This window comes from Paenibacillus glycanilyticus (genome assembly GCF_030161375.1).
Taxonomy (GTDB): domain Bacteria; phylum Bacillota; class Bacilli; order Paenibacillales; family Paenibacillaceae; genus Pristimantibacillus; species Pristimantibacillus glycanilyticus_B.
This window is the reverse complement of record NZ_BSSQ01000013.1, coordinates 193,840-207,515: the sequence shown is the minus strand read 5'-3', so window position 1 is coordinate 207,515 and position 13,676 is coordinate 193,840. Positions and strand designations below refer to the sequence as shown.

Below are 13,676 nucleotides of genomic sequence, written 5' to 3'. Positions count from 1 at the left end.
GGGAGAAGCCTTATCCCCCGGTCCATAACCTCATTTAATATTTTTCCCGTAAAAGATCTCGTCCATCTCGTCCTTCAGCCGCTCCGTAATTTCTATCTGCTCGTCCATGCTTATCTTGTCCTTCGTATAGCCGAACAGGTAGTTGTTCAGATCGAACTCGCGCAGCTTGCATTTCGTATGAAAAATATTTTCCTGATACACGTTTACGTCAATCATGTCGTATTGGTCAATAACCTCGTCCGGTATGTAATTCTGGATCGAATTAATGTCATGGTCAATAAACAGCTTGTTGCCGTCAATGTCCCTTGTAAACCCCCGAACCCGGTAATCAATCGTCATAATATCCGTATCAAACGAGTGAATCAAATAGTTAAGCGCCTTAAGCGGCGAAATCTCTCCGCAAGTGGCTACGTCGATATCGGCGCGGAACGTGCTGATTCCTTCGCTTGGATGGTATTCGGGGTACGTATGAACGGTAATATGGCTTTTGTCGAGCTGCAGCACCACGTTGTCCGGAAGCGGACCCGGCGACTCGTCAAACGTCGATTCGGTCGGCACCTCCACGATTGGCCCTTCCGAGACCAGAATCGTCACGCTGGCGCCCTGCGGCACATAGTCCTGCTTGGCGATATTAAGGACATGGGCGCCAATAATATCGGCCACTTGCTTCAATATTTTGGTCAGCCGATCCGAATTATACTGCTCGTCAATGTATTCGATGTAGGCTTCGCGCTCTTCCTTCGTCTTCGTAAAACAGACATCGTACATATTAAAGCTGAGCGATTTCGTCAAATTATTAAAACCATGCAGCGTAATCCGCTGCTCAGGCGTAAACTTCACTACAATCCCCTCCGTTCTAACTCTTCCACTACTATTACCCATTTTTCCGCGGCTGATTCAAATATTGGCATGAATACGGCAACCCCGGGCATCAAATAAGCCCTTTATGGTATACTGCTTCAATAACGAGTGCATTGGAGGGTCCGCAGGAATGAAAATTTACGTGGTGGTCTCGTTTGCGGAAGACGGGATGGAAAATGTGTACGTAGGCGATGACCTGGAAAGAGTACAGGCGATGACAGCCGAGGATTTCGAGAACTGCGACGCGTTGTTCGTCGAGATTTGGGAAGACGGCGAGAAGACCGACGATTACCGCGTCGGTTCGTATAGCGAAGACGAGGAATTGGAGAACTAACCGCATTCCAGCAAACAAAGGTCACCGCGATGCCTGCGAGAGGCAAAGCGGTGACCTTTGTCGTATTTACAGCAGACCTAAGCTGCTCAGCTCCTCGGATGTAAAGACGCGTGATCTCGTCAGAAACCGTAATCCCTCCGGCCCTTCCAGCGAGAACATGCCGCCCCGCCCGGGAACAACGTCGATGATCAGCTGCGTGTTTTTCCAATAGTCGTATTGCGCTTTGGTCATATAAAACGGCGCGCCGCCAATCTCGCCAAGCCGAACGTCCTGATCGCCGATCAGGAATTCGCCTTGCGGGAAGCACATCGGCGAGCTGCCGTCGCAGCAGCCGCCCGACTGATGGAACATGACGTCTCCGTACTTGGCCTTAAGCCGCCCGATCAGTTCAAGCGCGCTGCTTGTGGCAAGCACCTTAAGCACGGGTTCCGCGGCCATATTAGAAGAAGCCTAACGCATCGGGGCTGTAGCTGACGAGCAGGTTTTTCGTCTGCTGGTAATGCGACAGCATCATCTTGTGGTTCTCGCGGCCAACGCCGGACATCTTGTAGCCGCCAAACGCCGCATGCGCCGGGTAAGCATGGTAGCAGTTCGTCCAGACGCGGCCCGCTTCGATCTGGCGGCCCATCCGGAACGCTGCGTTAATGTCCCTTGTCCATACGCCTGCGCCAAGGCCGTACAGCGTATCATTGGCAATCGCCAGCGCTTCCTCCGGCGAGCGGAAGGTCGTGACGGCAACAACCGGTCCAAAGATCTCCTCCTGGAAAATCCTCATGCCGTTATCCCCGCGAAGCACGGTCGGCTGAATGTAGTAGCCTTGCGAAATATCGCCCTCGATAGCCGCGCGGCCTCCGCCAATCAGGCATTCGGCGCCTTCTTGGCGGCCGATGTCGATGTAGCTTAAGATTTTTTCCATTTGCTCGGTCGACACCTGAGCTCCGATCATCGTATCCGTATCGAGCGGATTGCCTTGCTTGATGGAGGCTACGCGCCGCAGCGCCTTCTCCATAAAGCTGTCGTAGATCGATTCCTGGATTAGCGCGCGAGATGGACATGTACACACTTCCCCTTGGTTGAGCGCAAACAACGTAAACCCTTCCAGCGCCTTGTCGAACAAAGCATCGTCCTTCGCCATAATATCTTCGAAGAAGATGTTTGGCGACTTCCCGCCTAGCTCGAGCGTCACCGGAATGAGATTTTGCGAGGCGTATTGCATGATGAGCCGGCCGGTTGTCGTTTCGCCCGTAAAAGCAATCTTCGCAATCCGGTTGCTTGAGGCGAGCGGCTTGCCCGCTTCCAGCCCGAAGCCGTTCACGATGTTAACAACGCCAGCAGGCAGCAAATCCTCAATCAGCTCCATCAGCACGCAGATCGAAGCCGGCGTCTGCTCCGCGGGCTTCAGCACGACGCAGTTGCCAGCCGCGAGCGCCGGAGCAAGCTTCCACGTGGCCATGAGCAGCGGGAAGTTCCATGGAATGATCTGGCCAACGACGCCAAGCGGCTCATGATAGTGGTAAGCAACCGTGTCGTTGTCGAGTTGGCTGAGGGATCCTTCCTGGGCCCGGATGCAGCCTGCGAAATACCGGAAGTGGTCGATCGCAAGAGGCAGGTCCGCCGCGAGGCATTCGCGGATCGGCTTGCCGTTATCCCAAGTCTCGGCAACGGCGAGCGTCTCGAGGTTGCTCTCGATCCGGTCGGCGATCCGATTCAGGATGTTCGCGCGTTCCGCCGCGGAAGTCCGCCCCCAGTCGGCTTTGGCCGCATGCGCCGCGTCGAGCGCAAGCTCAACGTCCTGAGCCGTGGAACGGGCGACTTCGCAGAAAGCCGCGTTGTTCACGGGAGAAACATTTTCGAAATATTGGCCTTGCGTTGGCGGCGTCCAGCGGCCCCCTATGTAGTTGTCGTACCTCTTCTTGAACGTAATCTTCGAATCCTGCCTGCCCGGCTCAGCGTAAATCATGGGTTAACCATCTCCTTTTCGACAAGTAGCTTGCTAGCGTTATTGATAGATTCCGACGCGCAGTTCCGTGCAAACGCTACCATAGTGATACAAGCTTATGCGTGTCAGGTTGATGGTAGAACGCAAACTCAAAAAAGCCGGTCCCCTTGCGGGGCCGGCTTCGTCTGCTGTCTGCTCGGACAGGTTATTGCCTGGCGATTACAGCATGATTTTGCAAATATCGTTCGTGAATTGAACCGGATCCTGTACCGTCAAGCCTTCGATCAGAAGCGCTTGGTTGAACAGCAGGCTCGTGTAGAGGCTCAGCTTGGTTTGGTCGGTTGCGTAAGCATCCTTCAGCGCTTTGAACACGTCGTGGTTCACGTTAATTTCCAGCACTTTGTCCGCTTTCACGTCTTGGCCGTTAGGCATCGCCTTCAGCACCTTCTCCATCTCGATCGTCACTTCGCCTTCGGACGACAGGCAGACCGGATGGGATTTGAGACGTTTCGAAGCTTTGACGCCGGACACGTTATCGCCAAGCACTTCTTTCATGGCCGCGAACAAATCCTTGTTGTCGTTCTCTTCTTCTTCGGTTTGTTTCTCCGCTTCGTCCGCTTCAATGCCAAGATCGCCGCTGGACACGTTCTTGAACGACTTGTCTTTGTAAGACGCAATCATCTTGATCGCGAACTCGTCGATATCGTCGGTGAAGTAGAGCAGCTCGTAGCCTTTGTCCGTTACGATCTCGGCTTGCGGCAGCTTCTCCAGACGGTCGATCGACTCGCCTGCCGCGTAGTAGATGTATTTCTGATCTTCCGGCATGCGGGATACGTATTCCTCAAGCGTAACTTGCTTCTTCTCCTTCGAGGAGTAGAACAGCAGCAGATCCTGCAGCGTGTCCTTGTTCGCGCCGTAGTCGTTATACACGCCAAACTTCAGCTGACGGCCAAACGCTTTGTAGAAGCCATCGTATTTCTCGCGCTCTTCCTTCAGCAGGCTTTGGAGCGTGCTTTTGATTTTGTTCTTGATGTTCTTGGCGATCAGCTGCAATTGACGGTCATGCTGCAACAGTTCCCGGGAAATGTTCAGCGACAGATCCTCGGAGTCGACCATCCCTTTCACGAAGCTGAAATAGTCCGGCAGCAGATCCCCGCATTTGTCCATAATGAGGACGCCGTTCGAATAAAGCTCAAGGCCCTTTTCAAACTCTTTGGTATAGTAATCAAACGGCGTATTCTCCGGAATGAACAGGATCGCGTTGTAGACCACCGCGCCGTCCGCGCTGATATGCAGATGCTTCAGCGGCTTGTCGAAGCCGTAACGCTTCTCGAAGTAGAAGTTGTCGTAGTCTTCCTGCGTCAGCTCGCTTTTGTTCTTGCGCCAGATCGGCACCATGCTGTTGACCGTTTGTTCCTCTTGGTATTCCTCGAACTCGCCTTCGCTGCCTTCTTTGGGACGTTGGCCTTTCATATCCATCTTGATCGGGTAACGAATGAAGTCGGAATACTTCTTGATGATCGCTCTCAGGCGATACTCTTCCAGAAACTCGTCGTAGTTGTCGTCCTCGGTGTTAGGCTTGATCGTCATGATGATGTCCGTGCCTACTCCCGCTTTGTCCGCAGTCGCAATCGTGTAGCCTTCCGCGCCTTCCGACTCCCATTTGAACGCTTCGTCCGAGCCCAGCGCGCGGCTGATCACCTCAACCTTGTCCGCCACCATAAACGCGGAGTAGAAACCTACGCCGAATTGGCCGATAATGTTGTGGCCTTCCTTCGCTTCGTTCTCCTTCTTGAACGCAAGCGATCCGCTCTTGGCAATAACGCCAAGATTGTTCTCAAGCTCCTCGCGCGTCATGCCGATGCCCGTGTCCGAGAGGATCAGCTTACGGTTTGCTTTGTCCACCGTTACCTTTATGTAATAGCTCTCTTTGTTAAAGACCAACTGGTCGTCCGTTAAAGCTTTGTAGTAGATTTTATCAATCGCGTCGCTGGCATTCGAAATCAGCTCTCTCAAGAAAATTTCGCGCTGCGTATAAATGGAGTTGATCATCATCTCCAAGAGGCGCTTCGATTCCGCTTTGAACTGTTGCTTTTCCATTCGTGTGATGCTCTCCTTCCAAATCGTGAGTTTACGTTAGCACTCCCTTATCGAGAGTGCTAATCCTTGCTTTTACTATATAATATGGAGATTTTGGGTGTCAACCGGGAATGGGAAATGAGATCCCTTATTTCCAACTTAGCTCCCACCAAACACCAAACAGCAAGAAGCCATTCCCTATAAAGGGATGGCTTCTTGCTGAGCCGCTTCAGCCGGCTCTCCTTGCTGCCGGGGCAGCTTGCGGCGGCGGATCCAGCGCGTGCCGACGAGGATAGCCCGGAACAGCTCATCCAGCAGCAGGCCTACCAGCGCTCCCATTACTCCCATGTCGAGCAGCACGCCAAACACATAAGCCCCGCCCGTCGCGAAAATCCACATCCCAAGCACGCTGCTCAGCGCTACAAACCGGGCTTCGCCAATAGCCGTTAACGATTGAATGAACGTATACGTCCAAGTTCGCATCGGCTGCCAAATCATGCACCAGAAGAACAAGGGCAGCAGGATGCCCGCAATGTCCCGGTCTGCCGTAAACCAACCAATCGTCGTATGGCCAAAAGCATACAGCATAACCGCCAGCGCTAAGGTGGGAAGCATGCCGATGGCCGCCGCCCGGTACGGAGCGCGGTATACCTCGTCGTACCGTTTCGCGCCGTACAGCTGGCCGCATTGAATCTGGACGGCCATGCCGATGGAATTGCCAATCAGCCAAGGCAGCTGCTGGATAATATTGAAGTACGAGAAAGCCGCCAGTTGGACCGCTCCCATCGACGAGACAATCGCCAGCGTAACGATTTGCGAGTACCCCCAGGAAGCGGCATTCCCCAGGTTCGGCAGCCCGATGCCGATCATCTCTTTCAGCAGCGGGCGGTCAAATCCGCGCCAGTCGCTCGGCTGGAACTTGCTTGGAAACGAACGGAGCAGCAGCCACACTCCGACCAGAACCGCAAGCAAACGGCTAATAATCGTCGAGATGCCTATCCCCTCAATCCCCATCTGCGGGAAGCCAAGCTCGCCAAATATGAACACATAGTTCAGCAGCACGTGAACAACGTTCATCCCGATGGCAATCATCATCGGTCCCCGCGTATTGCCGGTATTGCGGATCATGACCGTCAGCATCATAGTTAGCTCCGTCAGAATGGAGCAGCCACCGATAAACGCCATGTACGTCGTTGCCTGCGGCACTACTTCGGCGGGCGTCCCCATTAGACGCACGATAGTACCCGAGCCAAAAGCGAACAGAAAACTAACGGCCACCCCGCCGATCAACCCTACTTTAATGGCCATTGCCGCTGCGCGCCTTGCGGTATTCGTGTCGCCCGCTCCCCATCTCCGAGCGATGACAATACCCGCTCCGCCGTTAATGAGCACAAAGATCGTAAGCAAGGAACGCATGACCTGATTGGATACGCCTACGGCCGATACCGCATTATCGCCCAATCGGCTGACCATCAAAGAGTCCACGGTCCCCATGAGAAACTGTAAAATCAACTCGATGGCGATTGGCCATGCAAGCGCGTATAAAGAAATGGACCTGCCCTTGTTAACCTCGCTCATAGCTGTCCTTACCCTCCCGGCCTGTTTAGCCCATTTTGCTTCCAACAATTATGAGATTCGATATCCACGCGAGCTTCCGCATGTGATAACATTAACCAATATAGAACGTTCACCGATTAATGTCTTAACGCTTCTTGTTCTTTATTATTCCGATCTTGCTAATTTGAAGGCTGGAGGCAGCTCCAATGCGAAGCGATTTATGGGAAAATACCGTGATGACCGATCCGGCTTTGCCGATCAATGTGTTTCACCCGACCTTCAGGCCCGGATGCTCGCTGCGGCTTCATTGGCATGAGCATTTCGAGCTGATCTACGTTGAAAGCGGAGAGGTGCTTTATACCATCGGCGGACAGCCGTTCCCGACAAAGCCCGGCGACTTGTTGTTCGTCAACAGCGGCGAGCTGCACGCTGCCGCGGCCGTTCGTCCGAATGAGCCGTTTACGGTGTACGCGCTTGTGTTCAATTCTTCTATACTTGGCCTGAAGGAGCCGCATATCGTCGATCTGGTCGCTCCTTACACAAACGGCATGTCGATGATTGCGAACCGGATTGAGCAAACCGACCCCTGGTATCCGCTTCTGAAGAACACCACGTTACGGTTGGCGGAAGAGTTCGAACGGAAACCGCGGGGTTACGAGCTTGCGGTCCGGGCGCATTGCCAGCTGCTTTTTACCTGGCTATGCCGGGAATTCACCGTCATGCAGCGCAGCGATAGCGAGATGAACGCTTTTCGCGCTAGAACAGATTTATTCAAAGAGCTTCTAACCCTTCTGGAATCCGACGTTGCCCAGCGCGTAACGGTCGAGCAGGCAGCCGCGCGGGTTCATATGAGCCCTTACCATTTCTGCCGGATGTTCAAGAAGATGACCGGTCAGACGTTTGTGCAATACACGAATCTTAACCGGATTAACAAAGCCGAATATCTGTTGAAAAATACAACCATGAGCGTCACGGACATTGCCGCCGAGATCGGCTGCAGCAGCATAAACAGCTTCTCGAAGCTGTTCCGCCAGCTGAGAGGCGTAACGCCGCGGGACCTTCGAAAGGGGCAAACGATATGAAAGACGTACTTGCTTCACCGCTTGCAGGACAATTGCTGTCAGCTGCGGGAGCCAACCTGGTTATCGCCGAATGGACGGCGGAAGGATGCGAGGAAGGAGCAGAGCCTTACTGGATTGCCCCCTTGCATCTTCATCGCGAGGACGATGAAGCGTGGTATGTGCTGGAAGGAACGCTTGGCTTTCGGATTGGCGGCCAAATCATAGAGGCGAAAGCCGGCGACTCCGTGATGGTTCCTCGCGGAACCGCCCATACCTACTGGAATCCAAAGGCCGAACCCGCGCGTTATCTCCTGATCATGACCGCACGGATCAACGAGTTGATCCAGAGCATTCATGCCGCATCGGATCGCAGCGAAGAAGCTATGCGCAAGTTGTTCGAACAATACGAAGCCGAACTAATAGGTTGGTATTAAAACAACAAAGGCTGGCCTCAAGTCCATCGACTTTGAGGCCAGCCTTTTTGAATGCTATTTAGATAATCTCCAGTTCGTCAATGCCCGGCATTGGCGGATGAGCCGCATGCGGCTCCAGCTGATACCAGTAAGCCACCGAAGCAATGTCGTCCTGCAGCGGCAAATAACGTCCATGCGAGCGCCAGCCTAGCGCTTGAATCGTCACCTTCAGATCATCCTCGAAACGGATCGGGTCCATCACATGGAACCGGTACATGCCAAAGCGCTGGTTCGCCTTATACAACCCGTCGGCTTTGATCGCCTGGTGCATGCCGAGGAACGGCGTGGAATACGTCACGTATTGCCCGTTCATATCCCAGTTCCAAGCGCCTCCGAAATAATCCTCCGTCCCCGTGCTGCAGATCGTTGGATACTCCTTGTCGCCGTCCATGTAGAACTTCACTTCTCCTTCTCCCCACCAGTTGTTGCTGTTCACTTGCCAAGCAAGATAAGTACCGACGTAATGCCCTTTGCCTTTAATCCCGTCAACAATCGTATGGACATCTTTGTATTGGACCGGATTGCTGCGCCGCCATTGGGCGTGGAAATACGCCATATCGTCCGGAACTTCCGTCAGCGTGTAGTTGATCTGATAGTACAGAACCGTGGATTCATGCGACAGGTTCTGCATGACAACCCGCGCTTTTTTACGGAAAGGCATTTCCCAATAGCTGTTGAAACCTCCCGCCGGATTCACCGAGATCGGCATCGAATTGACAAGCGCCCGCTCACCCCAGCCGTTGCAGAAGAAGTCCCCGACCGGCACGTATACGGAAGGTTCTTCTTCCTCGTCCCAATAGATTTTGAAGATCAGAGATCTCACTACCTGATGAGAGCAGGTCAGCCAAATGTTCTGAATAACGCCCGGTCCGTCGATCACGCCCATCGTAAACTCGGAATGGCCCGGGATATTAACCGAAGGCGATACCTTCCAGCCAAGACCAAGGTCGCGCGCCGCTTGAGCGCCCGTGCCTTCCGTTGCCATCGCCCCTTTCCCCTTCTCGCCCGTAAAATTTTCCGGAGAAATCGATCTCGATACCGCGTTCGAAACTCTTGCCAAATTGCCAAGCCCCATGCCTAATCCGTTAAAAGCGTTCATAAGTCGTTTGCCTCCCATAATTCTTATAATTTAAAATAGGTATGTTGGTAAAAGGATAGCTTCTTACGCGTTGACGGCTACTGCTCTATGAATCGATTGAATGGTCGCTTCGCAGGATTGAAGTCCCTCTCCCGATGCGGTCACCTTAATCTCTCCCGCTTCCGTTGTGGCTCTCACATAGGCCAGAAGTTTGCCGCGGTGGGCTTTGCGTATGCGCGAGCTGAACGGCTCCAGGTCTTGAATGTCGCCATTCTCGAGTCCGATAATTTCGCCTGGACCTTCAATGCTAACCGCGATCGGATGATCTGCCAGATAGACCGGACGCCCTTCCGCATCCGTCACCTGAATCTCTACATGCGCAAGATCTTGGCCATCGGCTTGAAGTTCGGCAGCATCCGTCTTCATCTGCAGCCGGGCTGCCTCAGCTACCGTTACGAGGGCACAAGTCAAGTTCTCTCCGTCCTTGCCCTTCGCCACGGCTTCCAGTGTTCCTTCTTCATAAGCGGTTTCCCATGCCAGATACAGCTCCGGCGCGTCCGCAAGCTTCTTCACGCCAAGCGATCGGCCGTTCAGGAACAATTCAACCTCTTCGCAATTCGTGTGGCAGCTGACCTTCAGCTGCTCTCCCGCTCCCCAATTCCAATGCGGTACGCCGCCGGTCCATCTTCTTGAACCCTTCTCGGAATCCTCCGCTTTGATCGCCGTAAGGAACAGCACCGGGTTATCGCTCCACAAGCTTTGACGGTAATAATAGCTTGTTTTCTTGAAGCCCGCCGTGTCCATGAATCCCGCTCCGGCTACGCGCACCGGCCAGCCCTTGGCTTCGCCCAAATAATCGATGCCGGTCCAGATGAATTGTCCGCTCATCGCGTCATTGTCCCGGACGGCCAGCCATGCTTCAAGGCTGGAGCCATTTTCGCTTCCGTAGGTCACGCGATCCGGGAATTTGCGAAGATCTTCCTCGTACAAATGCTCTTTGTAGTTGTAGCCGACAATGTCGAGCGCTTCCGCGTAACCCGTCAGGTTGGACAGCTCCGGAAAAGCAAGAGCAGCCGTCACCGGCCTAGTCGTATCGCATTCCTTGACCGCTTTCGCAAGACGTCTAGCGATTACCGCAAGGCGCTCCGCATTAGGCTTGTTCGGATCGTACTGACGCTCCGCGGCCGGCTTGTTCGCATCGTTGTTGCCCGTCATCGTCTCGAAATAGGGATGGCAATAAGGATCGTTCGGATAATCCACTTCGTTGCCGATGCTCCACATAATAATCGATGGATGGTTGCGGTCGCGCAGCACCATTTCCTTCAGATCGATCTCGCCCCATTGCGGGAAATCTTCGTAATAGCCAAAATGCTTCGGCGGATACACGTTATGACCCGTCGACCATTTGTTCTTCACGCCTTCCCATTCGTCAAACGCCTCGTCGATGACGAGGAAGCCCATCCGATCGCAAAGATCCAGCAGATTTGATGCCGGCGGATTATGGCTCATCCGGATCGCGTTGCAGCCAAGCTCCTTCAGCGCTTCAAGGCGGCGGACCCATACTTTGGCCGGAACGGCAGCGCCTAAAGCGCCTGCGTCGTGATGCACGCATACGCCTTTCATTTTCATATTCACGCCATTAAGGAAAAAGCCGTTCGCCGCGTCAAACTCAAACCAGCGGATGCCGGCCGGCGTCTCAACCTGGTCAATGATCTCGCCGTCCCGCAGAATTTCCGTTCTTAACGTATACAGATACGGGCTGTCCGGCGACCAAAGCTTAGGCTTCGCCACGATTAGCGTCTGCTCCGTATCTTTGGCGGAATCGCCATTCACCGCAAGATTGCCGTGTACCGTTTGAACTTCCTGTCCGTCCCGGTCCAACAGAACGTTCCTAATTTGCACGGACTCGTCCTTGGCGGAACCGCTTGCTACCCGTACGTTCACCGCCACTTCGGCTTGTTCCTCAGAGACGACGGGAGTCGTTACGAATACGCCGTACGTATCAATATGGACCTGGTCGGTAACCGTCAGATACACATCTCTGTAAATGCCGGAGCCTGTAAACCATCTGGAATCCGCAATATCCTTATGGTCGACTTTTACCGAAATGATCGTCTCCTGGTCTCCAAACGAAACAAAATCCGTTATATCATAAGTAAAAGAGCTGTAGCCGTAAGGCCGCTTGCCGATGTAATAGCTGTTGCACCATACTTGCGAGTTGTTGTAAACGCCTTCAAAAGTAATGTAGACGCGTTTGCCTTGCAGGTTCGAGGGGAGATGGAGCGATTTTCTATACCAACCGATTCCGCCGGGCAGATAACCCGTTCCGCTGGAATGCTCTTCGGAGAACGGTTCTTCGACCGACCAATCGTGAGGAAGCGTAACTTGGCGCCAATTGGAGTCGTCTAACCCTTTATACCAGCCACGAGGCTCCTCGCCTCTATGAAACTTCCAGTTCAAATTGATATTGGCAATGATACGTCCCTTGTTCATCTGCTTACCCCTTCCGCATTCCCAATAGTTGCGATTCACCTAGATTATAGAGCTATAATAGGGAATATAGAATGAATCAAATTGCTGGAAACATACACAAAATTGTTGCGGGAGCGTGAGCTTGTGATCAGTATATCCGGGGATGCCCATGGCTGGCAGGAACACGGCATTGAGAATACGGAGCAATTCCTGGCCGTCAACTGGTGCGGCTACCAAAGGCTCCAGACAAGAAGCTTGTCGCGCAATCGCGAGCATGGACGGGTAGATTTTCAGCTGATTTATATAACGGGCGGAAAAGGCTATTTTCGCTTTCAGGACGAGACGGTAGAGGTGGCAAGCGGGAGTTTGGTGATCTACGCGCCTGGGCAGCCGCAGCAATATAGCTATTATGCCGAGGATGGCACGGAAGTGTATTGGATTCATTTTACCGGTTACGGCGCTTATGAATTGCTGCGGCAGTCCGGCCTTCTCGAGCAGTCCGTTTATACCGTTGGGGTTATGGAGGAAGTTGTTGTTTTGTTCAAAAAAATGATCCAAGAGCTGAACAGCCACCGGCCGCTTGCCGGACAATTGGTGACTGCTTATCTGTTAGAGATGATTGCCTTGCTTGGCAGAAGGCTGCAAACGGGTGATGAACCGGGGGCGCAAGGCCGGCATCCCGATATTAATCAGATGATTGCTTACATCCATGAGAAATATAGCGATAACCTCAGCATCTCCGAGCTGGCCGCCGAATGCTCCTTGAGCGTATTCCGGTTCATTCATAAATTCAAGGAAGTGACCGGCATGACGCCGATGAAATATATTACCGAGATTCGGATGAACGAAGCGAAAAAGCTGCTGTCGGAGTCCTCGCTCCATGTCAAAGAGGTCGCGGCGGTTGTCGGCTACGATAATCCGCTATATTTCAGCCGGATCTTCCGCAGCACGGTTGGCATTCCGCCAAGCGAGTATAAGAAGAAGTTTCAATGAGGGGATGATTGGAACGACGAAAATCCTGCATATGATGCAGGATTTTCCCTCAAACTAGCTCTTTAGGTTAAATAGGCTGTATTCCGTACAACGTCTGTCTGCACCAACCGCGCGCTAGGCTACTCCCGTTACGCCCGCTCGTATTTCACCAGATTAAATCCTTCAAACTTCAGCGTTAAGCCTCCATCCAGCTCCGCAAGCTGCTCCACCGGAATAAAAACTTCGCTTCTGCCGCCACCGTCATTAATCGGCAGCACGCTTCCGTCGTCGGCATAATAATCCGGCATAAACATCACGTTGCCGAATGAATGATCATTATTAATAATGGCGCTAGTCACAAAGCTGCCTTTACCGTACAAATAGGTAGGATCAAACTTCAACTCCACATAAATATTGTCCGAATTCTGAGGCGGATTGTACCAGGCAACCGTCTCCAGATAGATTTTCGTATGATTGCGACTGTAAATGAGCTTGTGCAGCCGAAACACATCGCCTTGCTTCTTAGGTATGTACGCCGAATCAATTCGGAAATCCAGCTTGACCGACTGCTGCTGGCTCGTTATTCGGTAACCTTTCTCCGAGAAAATATGATCTTCGATAACCGATTGGGAATACCGCTGCTGCAAAACGGCATGAAAGGTAATGATTAAAGGAGTCAACATGAAAGCAATCAGCAGAGCAGCAAGGCCTTTAACGTTCATAATGCGGTCCAGCGAATAACTGCGGATGTTCACCTCGTCGAACCTCCTTCAACTGTATATTCTCCCTTCCATTGTACTCAAGATCCGGTCTATAAATATGTTAATTAGTAAAATTTATACAAACTCTT

12 protein-coding genes are annotated in these 13,676 nt (G+C 52.8%); 4 read left to right on the top strand and 8 right to left on the bottom strand.

From position 1 onward, the window contains the following. Positions 1-30 precede the first annotated feature (30 nt). Entirely contained in the window at positions 31-840 is an 810-nt protein-coding gene (gene speD, locus QQK89_RS15610) for an adenosylmethionine decarboxylase (protein WP_284239530.1), read from the bottom strand. Positions 841-991: 151 nt separating this feature from the next. On the opposite strand from speD, the gene QQK89_RS15605 reads away from it, so the two are divergent. Continuing rightward, positions 992-1,195: a hypothetical protein gene (locus tag QQK89_RS15605; RefSeq protein ID WP_284239528.1), complete on the top strand. Its 204-nt coding sequence runs from the start codon at positions 992-994 to the stop codon at positions 1,193-1,195. A gap of 66 nt (positions 1,196-1,261) precedes the next feature. Here the strand turns inward: QQK89_RS15605 and QQK89_RS15600 are convergent, their stop codons facing one another. From QQK89_RS15600 to QQK89_RS15585, 4 genes are all read right to left on the bottom strand, one after another. Then, entirely contained in the window at positions 1,262-1,633 is a 372-nt protein-coding gene (locus QQK89_RS15600; protein ID WP_284239527.1) for a DUF779 domain-containing protein, read from the bottom strand. 1 nt (position 1,634) lies between these two features. Beyond that, entirely contained in the window at positions 1,635-3,155 is a 1,521-nt protein-coding gene (adh, locus tag QQK89_RS15595) for an aldehyde dehydrogenase (RefSeq protein ID WP_284239525.1), read from the bottom strand. Between the two features lie 198 nt (positions 3,156-3,353). Next, entirely contained in the window at positions 3,354-5,234 is a 1,881-nt protein-coding gene (gene htpG, locus QQK89_RS15590) for a molecular chaperone HtpG (protein ID WP_284239523.1), read from the bottom strand. A gap of 177 nt (positions 5,235-5,411) precedes the next feature. Beyond that, the gene (locus QQK89_RS15585) at positions 5,412-6,791 is read right to left on the bottom strand and encodes an MATE family efflux transporter (RefSeq protein ID WP_284239521.1); all 1,380 of its coding nucleotides are present in this window, start codon (positions 6,789-6,791) and stop codon (positions 5,412-5,414) included. A gap of 185 nt (positions 6,792-6,976) precedes the next feature. Here QQK89_RS15585 and QQK89_RS15580 point away from each other — a divergent pair, with 185 nt between their 5' ends. Then, positions 6,977-7,852, top strand: coding sequence for an AraC family transcriptional regulator (locus tag QQK89_RS15580; protein WP_284239519.1), 876 nt, complete (start codon positions 6,977-6,979; stop codon positions 7,850-7,852). Next, complete coding sequence (locus QQK89_RS15575) at positions 7,849-8,265, top strand: cupin domain-containing protein (RefSeq protein WP_284239517.1); 417 nt, start codon at positions 7,849-7,851, stop codon at positions 8,263-8,265. The genes QQK89_RS15580 and QQK89_RS15575 overlap by 4 nt, the downstream gene beginning before the upstream one ends. Positions 8,266-8,323: 58 nt before the next feature. On the opposite strand, the gene QQK89_RS15570 is transcribed toward QQK89_RS15575, so the two are convergent. Beyond that, positions 8,324-9,403 (bottom strand): glycoside hydrolase family 172 protein, encoded by a 1,080-nt coding sequence (locus QQK89_RS15570; RefSeq protein WP_284239515.1) that lies wholly within the window; start codon positions 9,401-9,403, stop codon positions 8,324-8,326. Between the two features lie 63 nt (positions 9,404-9,466). Continuing rightward, complete coding sequence (locus QQK89_RS15565; protein WP_284239514.1) at positions 9,467-11,875, bottom strand: glycoside hydrolase family 2 TIM barrel-domain containing protein; 2,409 nt, start codon at positions 11,873-11,875, stop codon at positions 9,467-9,469. 123 nt (positions 11,876-11,998) lie between these two features. On the opposite strand from QQK89_RS15565, the gene QQK89_RS15560 reads away from it, so the two are divergent. Then, entirely contained in the window at positions 11,999-12,847 is an 849-nt protein-coding gene (locus tag QQK89_RS15560; protein ID WP_284239512.1) for a helix-turn-helix domain-containing protein, read from the top strand. A 128-nt stretch (positions 12,848-12,975) separates the two neighbouring features. On the opposite strand, the gene QQK89_RS15555 is transcribed toward QQK89_RS15560, so the two are convergent. Further along, positions 12,976-13,581: a hypothetical protein gene (locus tag QQK89_RS15555; protein WP_284239510.1), complete on the bottom strand. Its 606-nt coding sequence runs from the start codon at positions 13,579-13,581 to the stop codon at positions 12,976-12,978. Between the last annotated feature and the right edge of the window lie 95 nt (positions 13,582-13,676).

Coding starts and splice junctions, on each gene's coding strand:
- htpG (WP_284239523.1), bottom strand. CDS start 5,234: ATGGAAAAGCAACAGTTCAAAGCGGAATCGAAGCGCCTCTTGGAGATG.
- QQK89_RS15575 (WP_284239517.1), top strand. CDS start 7,849: ATGAAAGACGTACTTGCTTCACCGCTTGCAGGACAATTGCTGTCAGCT.
- QQK89_RS15600 (WP_284239527.1), bottom strand. CDS start 1,633: ATGGCCGCGGAACCCGTGCTTAAGGTGCTTGCCACAAGCAGCGCGCTT.
- QQK89_RS15565 (WP_284239514.1), bottom strand. CDS start 11,875: ATGAACAAGGGACGTATCATTGCCAATATCAATTTGAACTGGAAGTTT.
- QQK89_RS15580 (WP_284239519.1), top strand. CDS start 6,977: ATGCGAAGCGATTTATGGGAAAATACCGTGATGACCGATCCGGCTTTG.
- adh (WP_284239525.1), bottom strand. CDS start 3,155: ATGATTTACGCTGAGCCGGGCAGGCAGGATTCGAAGATTACGTTCAAG.
- QQK89_RS15585 (WP_284239521.1), bottom strand. CDS start 6,791: ATGAGCGAGGTTAACAAGGGCAGGTCCATTTCTTTATACGCGCTTGCA.
- QQK89_RS15570 (WP_284239515.1), bottom strand. CDS start 9,403: ATGAACGCTTTTAACGGATTAGGCATGGGGCTTGGCAATTTGGCAAGA.
- QQK89_RS15605 (WP_284239528.1), top strand. CDS start 992: ATGAAAATTTACGTGGTGGTCTCGTTTGCGGAAGACGGGATGGAAAAT.